The following is a 16,606-nucleotide window of genomic DNA, read 5'->3' as shown; positions in this document are numbered from 1 at the left end:
CCGCACGTCCAAGCGCCTCAACCACCAACCTCGCGAACCTACGCGGTCACAGCACTAGCGACCCCCTCGGGAGGAGACCTGGCCTCAGGCGCGCGGACAAGGGCGCCATGGCCGTCGCCGCTACGACTGCCGCGTGGAGTCGCGCAGGTGCCGGATGAGCACCTCGAGCAGGGGCCGGTTCGGAATGCGGAGGACACTCGCCTTGACCAGCACCCGCCGGCTCCCCACGGCCTTGAAGACGAGGTCGTCCCCCTTGTACGTGATGTCGCCGATCCGGGTCCACGGTATGGGCACCCCCACGGCCGTCAGTGCGTCCCGGCTCACCGCCAGGTCGCCGAACTCCAGCGTCCGTCCCTGTTCGAGGGCGGCGAGCGCCCCGGGCAACTGCGCCTCGGTGACGGCCTGCAGGATCGCCGGGCCCCATCGCTCGACGTCCGCGATGCCGCCTCCCTCCGTCATGCCGCCTCTGATCCTGACGCTCCGGCCACCGGGAGCGGTCAACTTGTAGATCCATGTCCGGCCGTAGTACAGGCTGTTACGGGTGGGATCACGAATCCATTCCAGGACGGACACCGCGTCCCAGCGATAGACGTGCAGAGAAACGCGGGGCCCGGTGAAGACCAGGCCGTGCGCGAACAGGTCGAGCCGCACACCGGCGTTCCGCCGGTCGGTACGCACCGCGATGAGCCACCCCAGGGCGCAGACCACCGCGAACGGGGCGGTGAAGGCCGTGAGGATCCAAAGCGACGTGTTCACAAGGGCCACCGACAGGGCCAGGCAGACGATGCCAACCACACCTACCCGCCGCTGTTTACCCGGCGGGTAACACGTCAACGGCCAGTACACCGCGCGATGCTCCCCCAACGCCGCGCCCTCGGCCTCCGAGCGGACCCGCTCCCAAGCGTCAGAACTGCCGGCGAACTGATCAGTCACGCTGCCCCCCTGAGCATAAACAACTCACCAACGCTCGCGGAAAGTATCACGAAGGTCCGGCTCCCCCGCCGCCCGTACCGGCTATGAGGCGTGAGGCCTCGTCATCGCCCGGCCCCGGACATGGCGAGGTTCTGGTCGAGCTCGACGATGTTGACCTGTTCCTGCCCCAGGAAATCGAGGTCCCGGCTCCGGACGTGCCGACTGGCCAGGGCCCGGACCTGCGCCCGGCGGCAGCTGGCGGACCCTGGCCACGCGTCTGGCCTGCTCGTAGGCGTAGCCCGGGGAGATGCGAGGGTCGAGACCGGAGCCGCTGGCGGTCAGCGCGTCGGCGGGCACCGCCCGGGGACGACACCGCTGAAGGCCACCACTGCGGAGCAGCGCTCCACCACAGCCTTGAATCAGGCAACGGTGGACAGGCTCACCTTCAACACCACCTTGATCGAAACTGGAACCGAGTCCTACAGGCTCGCCCGCAGCAAACCCAACCAGACCCAGCAGTCGAGCCGGCCAGGCCCACATCAGCAGCTGCCGCTCCCGCAATACCCGAGCGTCGCCCAGTTCAAGGGTTGTCCCATAGATGATCTTTGAGTCGATGCGGGTCGTAGTCGGTTGCCGTGCATCCGCTCGCCCGTCCGGAGATGCTGCAGTTGCGCAGTCCAGCGACATTGCGTGTGGTGTCATGGACGCTCCACCCATAACCATGAACGGTTACGCTGCACTCCGGGAAGGATTCCATGGTCATCCCGGGCGGGCACTGACATGATCTTCGGATGAACCATCGCTCTCGAGTCTGGGTCCAGCGGCGGCTGCGATCACTGGCGCTGCTGGAACTGCTCAACATCCCTCTCCAGGCCGTAATCTGGTTCGGCGTCACCGGTTTTCCGGTGACGCCGGCGAACGTCGTGGGCTTCGCGTTGTTCGCACTCCTCCTCGTACAGGGAGCCGGATACTGGCTGGCCAAGCTCCGCCAGCTCATGGTTGCGGGGGCACCCCTTCCCGGCGCGAGGGCCTTCACCTCTGTCCGCGTACTCAACGTTCCGGTGCTGATTGCCGGAGTGCTGTTCACCGGCTGGGCAGTAGTCGACAAACCTGTCGTCGGGGGGAGCGGCAGCTGGCCGGGGCTCGCGTTCGCGCTGTTCGCGGTGCTGGAGCACGTGAACTATTTCCACACTCAACTCATGTACGACACCGACGAGGATCTTCGCTACCTGCGTAAACACGGTCTGCGTCGCGCGCACCTCGCCCGCGATCTGACTCTCAAGAACACAGAGGCCCGTGTGCGCAGGCCATGACACTGCCCCAGCCCATCGGCGCTGCGCCTGCGCTCCCTCACGCCCGGGCTATCCCGTCCGTACTGCGGGGCATGGGTGAGATGATCTCGCTGTGACTGGTGTGATCACGGCGTCTGCGCCGTCCCGGACAGCACCGTTCACCGGGCTGAGCCCGCGCCAGTTCCGCACACTGCTGCCGGCGCTGCGGCATGAGGGACTCTCCCGACATGCTTCCCTCCTGGGCCTGTCGAACGTATCCGCACGACGCAGGCAGCGGCGCGATGGAAGACTAACGCTATATCGCGACATGAATCCCGTCTGGGACCCATCCCGGAGAGGCAACGTCCAGCGGCGATTCGCGACGAATGGCGCCGGGGCGTGAAGAGGAACACCTACGAGTACCCGGCCCGCTACCAGGCTTCCCTGTACATCTCAGTCGTCGTCATGTATCTCCTGGCGTTCATCCTCGCGACATGATCCCGCGCTGTCCGGTGGCAACGCGCTTCCGCTAAAAGAACATACGGATTCCCCTGACATCCATCTGAAACGCATCAACACGACGGCCGAGCACCTTGCCGAGCAGGCACCTGGCGGCAGAGTTGGGCCGGAGACCGAGAACACACAACAATCAGAGGGGACTCACGTCACCGATGGACGACACGGCCATACGGCGTCATCCCCACCCGCTCCTTCCGGCTCGCACAGCCTCGCCCGACTACTCCCGTGACGAGACACTCGATCGTGCGGTGCATGCCGCCGACCGCGCCTTGTCGGATGCCTGCCTCGATGCCGTCGAACTCGATGCGGTCATCTACATCACCGCGCGCGGCGGCCCTCGCCGGGGGCAGGCCCTGTGGCAGTCGGCGCGGATAGCCCGTGCCCTGGACGCACGGCATGACGTCACGGCCTTCGACGCCCCCGGCACCCGAGCCGCGCTGAGCCTGGCGTCCGCGCTGAGGGCCGAGGAGTCAGTGCGCCACGTGCTGCTCATCGACGACGAGACGGCCCACGAGGAACCGGTCGCAGTGCTTCTGTCTTCGTGACCGTCCGCGTCCGAGAAGCCTGCCGTTGCCGAAGCGCCAGCGGCGGAGACCGAGCGGGTCGACGAGTTCGTTGCGGACATGTCGACGATCGCTGGGCCTGGACGTGCAGCACCTGCCCGAACGGGCCCGGTAGATGTTCCACGGCCTCGGCGCGGGCCGCCGCGCTCGCCGGCTGCCTGCCGCAGCCAGGCGGCCGCCCCCAACGGGTCGCCGAGACGAGCCCGCACTCCAGCGTGCTGCACGACCTGGTGCGGCTCTACGCCCGCAGCCTGTCCCCGGGGTACGAACCCGAGGTCCTGCTGCGGCTGCTCGACCACTGGCTGCACACGCTCCACGCGGCGTGCGCCGCCGCAAAACACGGCAACGAGCCGTGCTGCGCCCTGCCTGCCGGGGCCCGGCGACCGGTCGCGGTCCGTACGTTCGCCGACCGCAGGGATGCCCTCGCCTGGTACTCCGCCGAACGGGAGACGATGCGCGGCGCCGTCGAGGCCACCGCCTCGGTGGGGATGCCCGACCGTGCCTGGCGTCTGGTCCTCCTGCAGCGGCCTCTGGTCCAATCTCGCTGTCGCACTCATGCGCCACGGCGACCGGGGACGGCCACGGGACTTTCTCGACCAAGCCCTCACCCTGGCCCAGCAAGCCGGTCGCACCGCCATGGTCGCCCTCGCCCATCAACGCCTTACGTAGCGCCTCCTCGCCGTCGGCATCCGCGACGCGGCCGTCGACCACGCCTCCCGGGGCCTGGCCCTCACCGCGCCGCCCCTGGCGGCCCCGGCACGTGCTGCTGCGCACGCTGTACGTACGGTGAGGCACTCGCGGCGACGGGCCGTACCCGCGAGGCCGTACGCCAGATCGGCGACGTCATTCACGAAGCGCGGGCGCGGGCGCACACGTACGAGGAGGGCGAGACCGCTGCGCGCGCCGTGCCGCCAGCGCTTGCGCGGAACGCTAGGGGGCGGGGCGCGGCACCGAGCGCCCGTTCGAAAGCGGGGGCGGAGAGGTGACGCCGTCGCGAGCATGCGTCGCGGTGCGAGAACATACGAGCGGACCTAGGCTGACCAAGGACTTGTCCTCGTCCGCCAGGAGGCCTGACATGAGGTGCCTGCACACGCGTTGGCGCAGAACGTGCGCGGGTCTGGCCGCCGCCGGGCTGCTGGCGGTACCGGTGACCGCGCCGGGCGCGATCGCCGCGGATTCCTCCTTCTCTCCCCTCCGCCTCCACGCCGCATCCTCCGCGTCCCTCGCCTCCTCTCCGGACACCGGCACCCGATTCCCGAAGCTCAGCCCCGCTGTCGCCGCACGTCTGGACACGGCGATCCGGCAAGTGATGCGCGAAACCTCCGTGCCCGGGGTCATCGTGGGCCTTTCGGCTCCCGGCAAGGGGAATTACGTACGGGCCTTCGGCGTCGCCGACAAGGCCAACAGAACCCCCATGAGCCCCGGTCTCCATATGCGGATCGGCAGCGAGACCAAGACCTTCACCGTGACCGCCCTGCTCGAACTGGTCGACGACGGCAAGGTGAAGCTGGACGACCCGATCGGCCGGTACGTCAAGGGCGTCCCCAACGGCCACCGCATCACCCTGCGCGACCTCGCGGACATGCGTAGCGGCCTGTTCAACTACTCGGAGGATGCGGGCTTCTCCAAGGCCTTCCTGTCCGACCCGTACCGGCCCTTCTCTCCTCAGGAGTTGCTCGGCTACTCCTTCAAGCATCCGGTGCAGTTCCAGCCCGGTGAGAAGTTCGAGTACTCCAACACCAATCTGATCCTGCTGGGCCTTGTCGTGGAGAAGGCCGGCGGCCGTCCACTCCACAAGTTCATCCATGAGAGGGTCCTGAAGCCGGCGGGGCTGCGCCACACCCTGTTCCCGACGGGCGCCGAGTTCCCCAGGCCCCACGCCCACGGATACACCGACCAGACGGCCTCGGGCGCGGTCGAGGACGCCACGCACTGGAATCCGTCCTGGGCCTGGGCCGCCGGAGCGATGAGCTCCGACCTGCGGGACCTGCGGACCTGGGCGCGTGTCGTCGCTACCGGCTCCCTGCTGCGTCCCAAGACGCAGGCGGAGCGTCTGAAGACCCTTCCGACGCCCATTTCGGGCGTCGGGTACGGCCTGGGAATCTTCAACGTCCAGGGCTGGATCGGTCACAACGGCTCGCTTCCCGGCTACGAATCGCTGACGATCTACCTCCCCGACGAGCGGGCGACGCTCGTCGTCCTGCTCAACACGGACATCCTGCACGGCCTGACGGAGCCCAGCACCCTCTTCGGTCAGGCGATCACCAAGATCGTCACCCCGGGCCATGTGTTCAACCTGCCCGTCCCCCAGGGGGCGCGGCCGACGTCCGGTGGCAGCCCCACCGGCTGACCGATCGGCCCCGGCACCAGGTGACTGCCGGGAGAGCCTGAACGGATCGGCGTCCGGTGGCGGACGCGTGCGCGCCGGAACCCGGGCCGGAGCCGGGATGCGAGGATCGCGGGCGCATCCCGGCAAGGCTGTCGGCTGCGTGACGCGCCTACTACGCGACCCAGGTGCCGGTGACGGCCACCGTGGTGACCCCGGGGCCGAAGGCGATGACCAGCCCCGCTCCCCCGGGACGCGGTGGGGCGGCGAAGGTCTGCTCCAGGACGTCGAAGACCACGGCGCTCGCGGTGTTGCCGCGCAGGGCCAGGGAGTTCTCACTGAGCCTGAACATGGCCGGCGGAATTCCCAGCCCCTTGCTGACCTCGTACATGATGCGCGGCCCGCCCGTGTGGCTGATGAGGAAGTCCGGCTGCGGCGCGAGCACGGGCGTCTCCTCCTCGAGCCAGCGTCTGAGTCCCGGCATCGCGTCCGCGACCACGCGGGATATCCGGGGGTTGGTATCGAAGTGGAAGCCGAGCTCGTCGACCTCGTAGGAGATGTGCCCGAGGGTGTCCGGTGCGAGGTCCTCGTACGAGGCGTCGAGCCGCAGACCGGGCCGGTCGTCCCGGACGACGCAGGCGGCGGCTGCGTCGCCGAAGAGCGCGGTCGAGACGAACGAGGCGATCCTGTCGTCGCCGGGCTGGTACGACAGTGAGCACAGTTCGACCGCGACGATCAAAGTGACGGACCCGGGACGGACGGCGGACAGCTCGCGGGCGCGCGCCAGCGCATAGGCACCGCCGGCGCAGCCCACCTGGCCGAATGCCAGCCTGCGGACGTCCCTGCGCAGGCCCAGACGGCCCGCGATGTACGCGTCGAGCCCCGGCAGGAGATACCCGGTGCACGAGACCAGCACGAGGTGATCCACTTCCTGCACGGTGGTGTCGGCGGCCGCCAGCGCGCCCTCTGCGGCCCGTACTCCTAATGCGGTACCGGCTTCGGCGTAACGGCGCATGCGCTCGCCGAAGGTCCGGAATCGCGTCACTTCCGCAAAAGGGTCGACGAGCGATCTGGTGCCCACCGAGGTGTTGCGCATCAATCGCAGGGCCGTGCCGATCCTCGGATGGCTTGCGTGCAGCTCCCCCATGTGGGAGACGGCTTCGTCGAGGGTCACGGTGTGATCAGGCAGGCAGAGCACGGGACGGCATGCTGTGGACACGGCGCTCCTTGAGGAAAGCGGTGACGGGAAGGCGAGATGATCTTTAGACATCTGCGTGGCTCCTGTCGAGGCCCGGGCGCTCGGGCCCGGGCGCGGGGCGCCGCCTGCCGGCGGTGGTGCAGAACAGCGAAGGGCGGTGGCGCCCCGGTGCGGGGGGCCACCGCCCTTCGCGGTGTTAACGGTGTCGACTGTGTCGACTGCGATGGTCGTCAGCCGGTCAGTAAGCGGAGTTGACGTTGTCCATCGAGCCGTACTTGTCGGCGGCGTAGTTGCACGCAGCAGTGATGTTGGCGACCGGGTCGTAGATGTCCCAGGACGTGCCCTCGACGTGGTACGCCTTGAACGTCGGGTCGATCATCTGCAGCAGACCCTTCGACGGGACGCCATTCACGGCATTGATGTCCCAGTCGTTGATCGCACGCGGGTTACCGGTCGACTCACGCATGATGTTGCGCTTGATGCCGTCGTACGAAGCCGGAATGCCCTTCGCCCGCAGAATGTCCAGGGACTCACTGATCCAGCCCTCAAGATTCTCGGCATACGCCTTCTTCGCCGGGGCAGCGGGCTTCGCCGGAGCGGCAGGCTTGGCCGGGGCGGCAGGCTTGGCGGCGGGCTTCGCCGGGGTGGCGGGCTTGGCGGCGATGGCCTTGCGCTCGGTGGAACGGTTGGCAGCCTGCTTCTCCGTGCGCTCCTGGTCCACCTTCACCTTCGCAGCAGCCTCCGCGCCGGCCTTGGCGGCAGCATCGACGTGCTTGTCCAGCTCGGCCTGCTGCGTCTCACCGAAAGCCTCGGCACTCCACGCCACCGGCTTCACCGCAGCAGCCGGAGCCGCATCAGCGGCGAAAGCGTGCGGAGCGACGGCCACCGCGACGACAGCGGCACCGGTCGCGGCAATACCGGCAACGGAGAACTTGTGAATCTTCGGCAGACGGGCATAAGCGGAGACGGTGGAGCGCATGAGTGAGCTGAACCTTCCAATCGCGGATGTCGCCCGGCCCTGAAGCGGCGCAGAAATCAAGCGCCGTTTCTCGGTCGACGGCGCCCAGCGACCCCGTAATTGTTAGCGGCGACGAAAACCCCTGACAAGGGCTGTGACCTACTACGCCCCTTCATTGCCGGTCCGCGATTATCCGCCCTTCCCCCGTATTTCTCCGCAGCTGTTCACTAACGGGGTTCGTAAGTGATCCGGGCCTCATGGGCGGCCTCACACGCACCACCCCCGGATGTCACCCACCGCAAGCATGCGGATACGGGGTGCCCGCCGACTGCGCGGGCCCGCCTGCCCTCCGGCGCTGGCCCGTGAGCCTCCGCCGTCGCCGGCCCAGTACCGAGGCGTCCGAGGCGTCCGAGGCGTCACTCACTCCGCCTCGGGTGGCCAGGCGGCCGGGGACAGCAGGCCGAGCACGTAGGCGCGGGCCACCAGGGCGGTGCGGTTGGAGGCGTCCAGGCGGCGGCACAGACGGGCGAGGTGGTAGTTGACTCCGTCGCCGCTGAGCCCGACGGTGCGGGCGACCACGGCCGTGGTGCGGCCCTCGGCGACCAGGGCGAGGATGCGGGACTCCAGTGCGGTGAGCGCGACCGGGCCGACGGCTCGCTCCCGGCCGTCCACGGCGGGGTGCGGGTCGTCCGCACGAAGGATGGCCAGCAGGGGCGGCGGCTCGCCCGCCGGGTCGCTCACCGGCTCGACGGTCAGTTCCCCCTCGTACGACGATCCGGCGGCGGTCCAGCAGACGCGGAAGGGGTAGCGCGAGCGCCGTCCCCCGCGCATGGCGCTCTCGAACTTGCTCAGCCTGCGGGGGTCGGCGGGGGTGAACAGGTCGAGCAGGTGGCGGCCCGTCAGGCGGCCCGGGGTGAGGTTCCACAGTGCCGCCAGGGCCGGGTTCGCGCCGGTGATCACGCCGTCGGCGGTGCTGACCGCGGTCGGGACCGGCGTGCGGTCGAGCAGGTTGAGAAAGCGGGTGCGCCACACGGCCGGATCCGACTCCGGGTCGTACACGGTCACGGTCACGGTCACGCGCTCCTCTGCTGTCAGTTCTCCTGCTCCCCGCCCGTCCTTCGCCCTTCCGGGCCACCGGCAGGCGTGGAGTGGCCTGCCGCCCGCCTAGCACCATCGGGCCACGGCGCGCACACCACGACACGGCCAAGACGCTACAAGAAATCGTAGTTCCGGCGGCCGGCCGGCCCGCGCGCGGCGGAATCGTGGACGCACCGGTCGGGACCATCGCCCACCGGAGGCCGGACTATCACCCGCCAGAGGAGAGAGCCCATGGAGCCCATGGAGCCCATGCATGACCTGCCCGTCGTCGACGTGTCGGATACGGGTCTGACCGACAGGCCCGTCCAACAAGCCATGGCCCACGCCCGTGAGTTCGGCCCCGCCTTCCGGCGCCGCTTCCACAGCCGCGAGACGGTGCTGATCTCCTCGTACGAACTCGTCGACGAGCTCTCGGACGAGACACGGTTCGCCAAGGTGATCGGCCCCGCGCTGGAGAACGTCCGCGAGATCGCCGCCGACGGCCTGTTCACCGCCTACAACGACGAGCCCAACTGGGCCAAGGCCCACGACATCCTGTTGCCCGCCTTCGCCATGGGCTCGATGCGCACCTACCACCCGGTCATGCTGAAGGTTGCGCGGCGGATGATCAACGCCTGGGACGCGCACCTCGCCCAGGACGAGCCTGTGGACGTGTCGGCGGACATGACCCGGATGACGCTCGACACCATCGGCCTCGCGGGCTTCGGCTACGACTTCCAGTCCTTCGCCCGCGCCGAGCCCCACCCCTTCGTCCAGGCGCTCGTACGGGCACTCGGCCACAGCCAGGCCGCTCTGGGGAGGACGCCGGGCGAGGACACCACGGAGGAGGACCGGGCCTTCCGTGCGGACACCGCCTATCTCGCGCAGGTCGTCGACGAGGTGATAGCCGAGCGGCGGGCTGCCGGGGAGAGCGGCGCCGACGACGACCTGCTGGGGCTGATGCTGAACTCGCGTCACCCCGGCGACGGCGAACCCCTCGACGAGGCCAACGTCCGCAACCAGGTCATCACCTTCCTGATCGCGGGCCACGAGACCACCTCCGGCACCCTCTCATTCGCCCTCTACCACTTGATGAAGAACCCGGTCGCCCTGCGTCTGGCGCAGGCCGAGGTCGACGCGCTGTGGGGCGACGAGGCGGATCCGCAGCCCGCGTTCGAGGACGTCGGCCGGCTGCGCTACGTACGGCAGGTCCTCAGCGAGACCCTGCGCCTCTGGCCGACCGCCGCGGCCTTCGAGCGCGCGCCCGTGGCCGACACCGTCATCGGCGGCAGGTACCCGGTCCCGGCCGGCCGACGGCTGACCGTGCTCACCCCGATGCTGCACCGCGACCCGGTGTGGGGCGACAACGTCGAGGAGTTCGACCCGGACCGCTTCGCGCCCGCCGCCGAGGCCGCCCGCCCCGCGAACGCGTACAAGCCCTTCGGCACGGGGGAACGCGCCTGCATCGGGCGGCAGTTCGCCATGCACGAGGCCACCATGCTGCTGGCCCTGCTCATCCACCGCTACCGCTTCCTCGACCACATCGGCTACACCCTCGACGTCAAGGAGACCCTCACCCTCAAGCCCGACGGCTTCACCCTGGCCCTGGCGCACCGCACCGCCGAGGACCGGGAGCGGGCCCGCGAAGCCCTCGGCGGACTCGCCGGACTCGCCGGCGGCGGCGCGCGCACGGACCGGGCCGAGGAGCAGCCGGAGGCCGGTGCCCTGCCCGCCAGGGCCGCGGCGGGCACCGCGCTGACCGTCGCGTACGGCTCCAACTTCGGCACCTGCCGCGAGTTCGCCGAGGACCTCGCCGGCACATTCGTCGACCTCGGCTTCACCACGGAGGCCGTACCCCTCGACAAGATCGCGGGAGCCCTGCCCGCAGGTGCTCCCCTCGTCATCGTGGCAGCCTCCTACAACGGGCAGCCGACCGACGACGCCAAGGCCTTCGCCTCCTGGCTGGCCGGCGCGGAACCCGGGGCCGCAGACGCCGTGCCCTACGCCGTTCTGGGCGTCGGCGACCGCAACTGGGCGGCCACCTACCAGCACGTGCCCACCGCCATCGACGACCGCCTGGCCGGACTGGGTGCGACCAGGCTCGTGAAACGGCACGCAGCCGACGCCTCGGGCGACCTCGCCGGATCGTTCGCACGCTTCACCGCCGCACTGCGCCGCGCCCTGCTCACGGCGTACGGAGACCCGGACACCGTCACGGGGCCCGAGGACTCCATCGAGGGCACGCCCGGGCACGCCTACGACGTCGACGAGATCATCGGCGGCCCCCTCGACGCGCTGGCCTCCCGCCACGGCCTGGTCCCGATGACCGTGACCGCGACGGGGGACCTCGCCGACCTCGCCCACCCCCTGGGCCGCTCCAAGAGATTCGTGCGCCTCGCGCTGCCCGAGGGCGTCGCCTACCGGACCGCCGACCACCTGGCCGTCATGCCCGAAAACGACCCCGTCCTGGTCGAACGCGCCATCGCCGCTCTCGGCCTCGCCCCCGAAACGGTGCTCAGCATCCGCGCCCGGCACACCGGCCGTTCCGCCCGTTCCGCCCGTTCCGCCCGTTCCAGCCGTTCCGGCCTGCACCTGGATCGCCCGGTCACCGTCCGCGAGCTGCTCACCCACCACGTGGAACTGCAGCACCCGCTCACCACCGAACAGGTCGCCCGGCTCGCCGACCTCAATCCCTGCCCGCCCGAGCAGGCGGCCCTACGGCGGCTGGCCACCGGCCCCGAACAGCCGTCGGCACTCCGAGCCCTCCGCTACCGGCTGCTCGACCTCGCCGAGCAATACCCGGCGTTGCGCGGCCGAATGGACTGGCCGCTGCTGCTCGACCTGCTGCCCCCGATGCGCACCCGCCACTACTCCATCTCCTCCTCCCCCGCCACCGGCCCGGGTCATGCGGACCTGATGGTCTCGCAGCTCCGCGCCCCCGCACGCTCCGGCAACGGCACCTTCGAAGGCACCGGCTCGTCGTACCTGCACCGTGTGCGGAGCGGCGACACGGTGTACGCACGTGTCCAACCGTGCCGGGACGCCTTCCGCATCCGCCACGACGCGCAGACCCCCGTCATCATGGTCGCCGCAGGTACGGGCCTGGCCCCCTTCCGGGGTGCCGTCGCCGACCGCCTGGCACTGGCCCGCCAGGGCACGCCGCTCGCGCCCGCACTGTGCTACTTCGGCTGCGACCACCCGGACGTGGACTACCTCCACCGCGCCGAACTGGAGGCCGCCGAAGCCGCCGGCGCGGTCTCCATGCGCCCCGTCTTCTCCAAGGCGCCCGAGGAGGGACGGCTGTTCGTCCAGCACCGGATCGAAGCGGATGGCGCGGAGGTGTGGCGGCTGCTGCAGGCCGGCGCGAAGGTGTACGTCTGCGGCGACGGCAGCCGGATGGCCCCCGGCGTGCGGGACGCCTTCCTGCAGCTCCATGCACGGCATACGGGCGGCGATGCCGCCGCTGCACAGGAGTGGTGGCGAGCCGCGGTCGCCGAGGGCCGCTACGTCGAGGACGTCTACGCGAGCAGCTGACGGGCCCGCGGCACGGCTGCTGGAACGGCCGGAGCGGCCGGAGCGGCCGGGGCAGCCGGGGCAGCCGGGGCAGCCGGGGCAGCCGGGCCTACGGAGCAGGTCGCGGGGCAGCGGCAGGATCCTGTGTCGGTGTCGGTGCCAGTGTCGGTTCCGGTGTCGGTGCCGGCATCGGTGCCGGTGTCCCGCGACCTGCCCGAGGGAGGATGGAACTGAGCAGCATGCGGGCCGCGTGTTGCAGTCCGGCCGGCGGCCGCGGGCCGGGCGACAACGACGGCAACCGGTGACAGGTGATAGGTGACCGGTACGGGCTCAGTCGCGGTCGACGTGCTCGCGCTTGACGCTGCCGTCGACCGCGTCCACGTCGTACGTCGTCTTGTTCCAGTCGTTCGTCGTCACGACGTCCACCGACCAGACCAGGCTGCCGTTGTCCATGTCGTCCAGGCCGAGGGACGTGATCGTGCCCTGTTTCCGGCCCAGCGCGGTCGAGGCGGCGTCCTGCCAGGAGACCTTGGCCTTGTTCAGCCGGTCGGCCGTCTCCCGCTTGTCCTCGGCGTCCTGGTCCGCCTCCGGGCCGGACGAGGTCACCCCGCCCGAGACCGCGTCGACGACGACGTCGCTCTCCGCGCCGTCGGTGGCGGCGACCTTCACGTGCCATTCGGGGGCGCCCCCGGCCGAGCGTTTGAGGTCGATGTCCACCAGCTTGCTGCCGGGCACCTTGTCGATCGCCGACTTGGCCGCCTGGTCGTACCCGACCTTCGCCGCGGGTACCAGCGTCTTGCGCTCGGCCTGGTCATCCGTCATCCCCGCGGTACCGCCCGGGGAGGGCGACGTCTGCGCCCCGGAGGGGGAGGCCGTCGGCGAGGACGGGGGCGCCGCGGACACGGTGGTCGCCGCGCCGTCGCCCCCTCCCCCGTCACCGTCGTCACCGCACGCGCTCACCATCGCCGCCGTGACCGCCACCGCGCACACCACGCGCACCGTCCGGCCCCGGCGAACCGCCTGCGTTCCGTTCCTTTTCTTCATGACCGCACCTCATGCCCGTAAAATCCCCAGGCATACCCGCTCGCGGCGGGATCACCCCCTCCCGCCCGCGCCGCTGACGCCATCCGGAGTAGATCCCGAACCGGACGACGGCCAGGTGAGGTGAGCCGGGCAGGGCGCCTTCCCGCACTCCGGCGGACACAGCAGGGGCCGGGGGGCAACATGTGCACGACGGTCACGCGGAAACCGATGCCGCTGCCCCACTCGTCGTTCGCCGGCTCCGACGACCGAGAAGCGGCAGGTACATGGCGGCTGACGAAGAAGTCGTCGCGCAAACGCCGCGGTGGGCCCGGTCCCACGAGGTGATCCTGCGCATCGGCGTACGGCTGTGCCTGCGCCCCTCTGCCCCGGCAACCTGACTACGCGTATGGGCCGGCGTTGAGCTCGTCCGGCAGATCGCCGTCGCAGCGCAACCCGGCGTTCCCGAGCAACCGGATCAGCGCCGTTGTCATGCAAGGACGCACCGCGCATCCACCACCCGGGCCAGGGCACCGCATACCGCCCGGTACGCAGATATTGCTCGAATTCCCGCCCCCCAACCACCGCGAGCGCGTTTACCGGGGCCCGTACGAGGAAGGCGCGAGAGTATCAGAATGCCGAGCGCATCTTGGAGGCATCGATGAGTGCCGAGAAGAAGGCTAAGCACGCGGCCGAGAAGATCAAGGGCAAGGCCGAGGAGACCGCCGGCTCCGCCACAGGCAACGACGCCAAGCGGGCCCGGGGCAAGGCCGAGCAGGCCAAGGCGGACGCAAAGCTGGCCGGAGAGCACGCGAGGAACGCTCTGCGGCACTGACGAGGAGCGGCGGTACGTGGGGCCGCAAAACGATCCTCCCCCGAAGCGGCCCGGCTGCCGCCCTCCCCACACACAGTTCCGGTGAGTAGTTCAAGAAAGCGCCGCCGGAGAATGCAGACCTTTCCCCGGCTACGACACCGATGACCACCACAGGCGGATCTCGTCCTTCGGGTCCGACGGCCTGAGTTCCCACCCGCGGAGCTGCGCCGCCTCGATCACGTACGCGCCACCCACGCCACGGTACTTGCGCAAGGGCACCTCGCACTCGACAGACGGTTTCGCTTTCTTCTCTCCTTGAGCAGCCGAAGCCCGCTTCGTCCGGGTGTCGAGATAGGCGTCGACCCGCGCACGGTAGAAGTCAGTGTCGCCTTCGTGCCGCAGCTCCGGCCAGGTCACAGCCCAGCTGGGCCAGACCACGATCTTGCTCAAGGCGGCATCCATCACGCGCTCGGCACCGCGCTCGAAGCCCGGGATCACCGTAAAGATCTCCGCGAAGAGGGAGATGACGAAGACCACGACGAAGGCGACCAGAAGCAGCAGCCACCACAGGGGCAGTACGACCACCGTGGCGAGGAACCGCAACACCAGCTGCCGACGGGGGCGAACCGGTTCGGCGTGCCATTGGTCAAGGCCTTCATAGGTGAACGATGCGTCTCGGTAGGCATACATGGGCGGCATTCTCTCGCGAACGTCCGACGTGGTCAGGGCGGCGGTCGCCGCACCCGGCAGGGTCGTGCGCAGCTTTCCCATGGTGTGTTTCCTTCCCAGCCGCCCTGTCGTGACGGCCAGTCCCGAGTTGCGCGCAGGTGGCCTCGGCCACGGCCAGCGCGACCTCCCGTTCCCTGCCCGGAGGGGGTGGCAGTGCCCTGCGCAGGGCAGCGGGGTCGATGTAGTCATGACCGGCCGCCCGCATTCACCGCGCCCACGCCCGGGTGGCCTCGGTGAACGCGGGGTCGGCGGTCACCCGCCCGGTCCGCAGCCGACGCAGCGCATCCATGGTCAGGCAGGCAGGGGAAGTACCGCTGATTGGGGTCGTTCCGCCGGATCTCCTCGAGTCGGCGCTCGAGGTCACTCCCGGGCCTCGGGCAGCGGATTGCGCACTGCAGTCCGATACTCGAATCCATGCTCGACCATGCGGTCGCACAGCAGGCGTTGCTCGGCGTCGTGTAGGAGGTCCTCCGAACAACCCGGCCGCGCCCGTCGGCAGCCCCTGCCCGCGCGCGGCTCCCGTCACGCTCACGACGGTGGCACGGACCCCCTCGTGGAGACCGGACGGCGGGAGGTCTTGTGCAGCGAGCGCAAGGCCAGGAGCAGGACGCCGATGTCGTCCAGATAGACGGGGTCGGGGATGAGGTCGAGGGGAGAGACGAGATAGAGCAGGGCTCCCCCAGAAGACCACTTTGCTGCCCTCGGGCACCCCGGCCTGCTGCAGTAGCCGACGGGCCCGGAAGAGCCGGACCGCCAGGAACACGGCGGCCCCGGCCGCCGCCACGAGCAAGAGCGCCGCCCCACAGATCAGGACCCAGAATTCGAAGCTCATACCCGACCATGTACCCCTGTCGTCATCGTTCCGGCACCAAGGTTGCTCCCAGCGGCGCAGGACGCTGATGGCCCTCTCCCTGCCCGGGATGGGGCGCGCTGCTCCGGGACAGCGAACGCTCCGTCAGCGAGGACGGGGACGACTTCGGAGGCGTCCAGCTCCGTCGCGACGGCGATATCGTCGGCTTAGCCCCAAATCGATGAGTTCTCGGCCAGGTAGTGCACGCGCGCCCACCCCCGGGATTCACAGTGGCTGGCACCCGTAGTCGGCAGGGACAGGGGGGACAGGAGTGACACGCGGCTTGGGCACCCGCGCCACCGTCAGCCCCTCGCCGTCCTGGAATTCGATCAGCAACCCGCTGGCGCTGGCGCTGGCGGCAAGGAAGATCCAGCACCGGGCGACCCACTCCAGCACCGCCTCCGCCTGGTCGGCCACCAGCGCAGCGTCCAAGGCGACCGTCGGCACGACGAAGTTGTCCCAGAACACGACGGCCAGCTCGTCCGCGGTGGCGTGCGCACGCACCGTCCTGCGCAGTTCCGCGGCGTCGAAGCCGTCGCGCCGCTCGATCACCTCGGCGCCGTCCCAGTCCAGCCGCGTCGAGCCGACGGATGGAAAGCGGCCCAGGCTCAAGGCGGCGAAGGCACGGTCCTCGGCGTAGGTGAGCACCATCGCCGCGCCTCCGACTACTTCCCAGAGCGTGCCTGACCACCTCGGGACGCGTCCCATACGTCTCACCACCGCTCACCCTGCGTCCTTCCTTGCCCTCTAGCCCCACACATCAGCCCCGGTGACCCCGGCCAGCTCCGGGGAGTGAGGGCCGAACTCCCCCAGGGCCGGTTTGGAGTTGTGGTCTGAGCTCGTGGGGCGGTCGGCC

13 protein-coding genes and 2 pseudogenes are annotated in these 16,606 nt (G+C 69.9%); 6 read left to right on the top strand and 9 right to left on the bottom strand.

Annotated elements, in window-relative coordinates:
• Positions 1-120: 120 nt before the first annotated feature.
• Together AS857_RS16025 and AS857_RS41920 are read right to left on the bottom strand one after the other, a co-directional pair.
• Positions 121-933: a DUF6585 family protein gene (locus tag AS857_RS16025; protein WP_338058260.1), complete on the bottom strand. Its 813-nt coding sequence runs from the start codon at positions 931-933 to the stop codon at positions 121-123.
• Positions 934-1,014: 81 nt separating this feature from the next.
• Positions 1,015-1,452: a potassium-transporting ATPase subunit C gene (locus AS857_RS41920; RefSeq protein ID WP_275477369.1), complete on the bottom strand. Its 438-nt coding sequence runs from the start codon at positions 1,450-1,452 to the stop codon at positions 1,015-1,017.
• A gap of 251 nt (positions 1,453-1,703) precedes the next feature.
• On the opposite strand from AS857_RS41920, the gene AS857_RS16020 reads away from it, so the two are divergent.
• The 4 genes and pseudogenes from AS857_RS16020 to AS857_RS16010 all read left to right on the top strand — a co-directional run bounded on the left by AS857_RS16020 (position 1,704) and on the right by AS857_RS16010 (position 5,615).
• Positions 1,704-2,225, top strand: coding sequence for a hypothetical protein (locus tag AS857_RS16020; RefSeq protein ID WP_058043760.1), 522 nt, complete (start codon positions 1,704-1,706; stop codon positions 2,223-2,225).
• Between the two features lie 91 nt (positions 2,226-2,316).
• Positions 2,317-2,421, top strand: a pseudogene (locus tag AS857_RS38925) (IS5/IS1182 family transposase); the annotation flags it as partial.
• 433 nt (positions 2,422-2,854) lie between these two features.
• Complete coding sequence (locus AS857_RS16015; protein WP_144440838.1) at positions 2,855-3,247, top strand: hypothetical protein; 393 nt, start codon at positions 2,855-2,857, stop codon at positions 3,245-3,247.
• A gap of 1,093 nt (positions 3,248-4,340) precedes the next feature.
• Positions 4,341-5,615: a serine hydrolase domain-containing protein gene (locus AS857_RS16010; protein WP_058043758.1), complete on the top strand. Its 1,275-nt coding sequence runs from the start codon at positions 4,341-4,343 to the stop codon at positions 5,613-5,615.
• A gap of 151 nt (positions 5,616-5,766) precedes the next feature.
• Here the strand turns inward: AS857_RS16010 and AS857_RS16005 are convergent, their stop codons facing one another.
• The 3 genes from AS857_RS16005 to AS857_RS15995 all read right to left on the bottom strand — a co-directional run bounded on the left by AS857_RS16005 (position 5,767) and on the right by AS857_RS15995 (position 8,818).
• Positions 5,767-6,765, bottom strand: a complete 999-nt coding sequence (locus AS857_RS16005; protein ID WP_160330244.1) for a type III polyketide synthase — start codon at positions 6,763-6,765, stop codon at positions 5,767-5,769.
• A 262-nt stretch (positions 6,766-7,027) separates the two neighbouring features.
• Positions 7,028-7,768, bottom strand: coding sequence for a transglycosylase SLT domain-containing protein (locus AS857_RS16000; RefSeq protein WP_058043756.1), 741 nt, complete (start codon positions 7,766-7,768; stop codon positions 7,028-7,030).
• Between the two features lie 399 nt (positions 7,769-8,167).
• Complete coding sequence (locus AS857_RS15995; protein ID WP_245699881.1) at positions 8,168-8,818, bottom strand: PAS domain-containing protein; 651 nt, start codon at positions 8,816-8,818, stop codon at positions 8,168-8,170.
• 258 nt (positions 8,819-9,076) lie between these two features.
• Here AS857_RS15995 and AS857_RS15990 point away from each other — a divergent pair, with 258 nt between their 5' ends.
• Positions 9,077-12,358 (top strand): cytochrome P450, encoded by a 3,282-nt coding sequence (locus tag AS857_RS15990; protein WP_058043755.1) that lies wholly within the window; start codon positions 9,077-9,079, stop codon positions 12,356-12,358.
• A gap of 309 nt (positions 12,359-12,667) precedes the next feature.
• Here the strand turns inward: AS857_RS15990 and AS857_RS15985 are convergent, their stop codons facing one another.
• Complete coding sequence (locus AS857_RS15985) at positions 12,668-13,381, bottom strand: PepSY domain-containing protein (RefSeq protein WP_063804264.1); 714 nt, start codon at positions 13,379-13,381, stop codon at positions 12,668-12,670.
• 637 nt (positions 13,382-14,018) lie between these two features.
• On the opposite strand from AS857_RS15985, the gene AS857_RS37650 reads away from it, so the two are divergent.
• Positions 14,019-14,192: a CsbD family protein gene (locus AS857_RS37650; protein WP_079110373.1), complete on the top strand. Its 174-nt coding sequence runs from the start codon at positions 14,019-14,021 to the stop codon at positions 14,190-14,192.
• A gap of 129 nt (positions 14,193-14,321) precedes the next feature.
• On the opposite strand, the gene AS857_RS15980 is transcribed toward AS857_RS37650, so the two are convergent.
• The 3 genes and pseudogenes from AS857_RS15980 to AS857_RS15975 all read right to left on the bottom strand — a co-directional run bounded on the left by AS857_RS15980 (position 14,322) and on the right by AS857_RS15975 (position 16,401).
• Complete coding sequence (locus AS857_RS15980; protein WP_245699878.1) at positions 14,322-14,942, bottom strand: hypothetical protein; 621 nt, start codon at positions 14,940-14,942, stop codon at positions 14,322-14,324.
• 486 nt (positions 14,943-15,428) lie between these two features.
• Positions 15,429-15,732: pseudogene (locus tag AS857_RS37645) on the bottom strand (YkvA family protein).
• Between the two features lie 243 nt (positions 15,733-15,975).
• The gene (locus tag AS857_RS15975) at positions 15,976-16,401 is read right to left on the bottom strand and encodes a hypothetical protein (RefSeq protein WP_058043754.1); all 426 of its coding nucleotides are present in this window, start codon (positions 16,399-16,401) and stop codon (positions 15,976-15,978) included.
• Between the last annotated feature and the right edge of the window lie 205 nt (positions 16,402-16,606).

It is taken from the genome of Streptomyces roseifaciens (assembly GCF_001445655.1).
Lineage (GTDB): Bacteria > Actinomycetota > Actinomycetes > Streptomycetales > Streptomycetaceae > Streptomyces > Streptomyces aureoversilis.
This window is presented reverse-complemented; position numbering and strand designations above follow the sequence as displayed.

What these genes read in the sequence shown, in the direction of transcription:
- AS857_RS41920 (WP_275477369.1), bottom strand. Translation starts at nt 1,452, where the DNA reads ATGTGGGCCTGGCCGGCTCGACTGCTGGGTCTGGTTGGGTTTGCTGCG.
- AS857_RS15990 (WP_058043755.1), top strand. Translation starts at nt 9,077, where the DNA reads ATGGAGCCCATGGAGCCCATGCATGACCTGCCCGTCGTCGACGTGTCG.
- AS857_RS16015 (WP_144440838.1), top strand. Translation starts at nt 2,855, where the DNA reads ATGGACGACACGGCCATACGGCGTCATCCCCACCCGCTCCTTCCGGCT.
- AS857_RS15985 (WP_063804264.1), bottom strand. Translation starts at nt 13,381, where the DNA reads ATGAAGAAAAGGAACGGAACGCAGGCGGTTCGCCGGGGCCGGACGGTG.
- AS857_RS16000 (WP_058043756.1), bottom strand. Translation starts at nt 7,768, where the DNA reads ATGCGCTCCACCGTCTCCGCTTATGCCCGTCTGCCGAAGATTCACAAG.
- AS857_RS16020 (WP_058043760.1), top strand. Translation starts at nt 1,704, where the DNA reads ATGAACCATCGCTCTCGAGTCTGGGTCCAGCGGCGGCTGCGATCACTG.
- AS857_RS15975 (WP_058043754.1), bottom strand. Translation starts at nt 16,401, where the DNA reads ATGGTGCTCACCTACGCCGAGGACCGTGCCTTCGCCGCCTTGAGCCTG.
- AS857_RS37650 (WP_079110373.1), top strand. Translation starts at nt 14,019, where the DNA reads ATGAGTGCCGAGAAGAAGGCTAAGCACGCGGCCGAGAAGATCAAGGGC.
- AS857_RS16010 (WP_058043758.1), top strand. Translation starts at nt 4,341, where the DNA reads ATGAGGTGCCTGCACACGCGTTGGCGCAGAACGTGCGCGGGTCTGGCC.
- AS857_RS15980 (WP_245699878.1), bottom strand. Translation starts at nt 14,942, where the DNA reads ATGGGAAAGCTGCGCACGACCCTGCCGGGTGCGGCGACCGCCGCCCTG.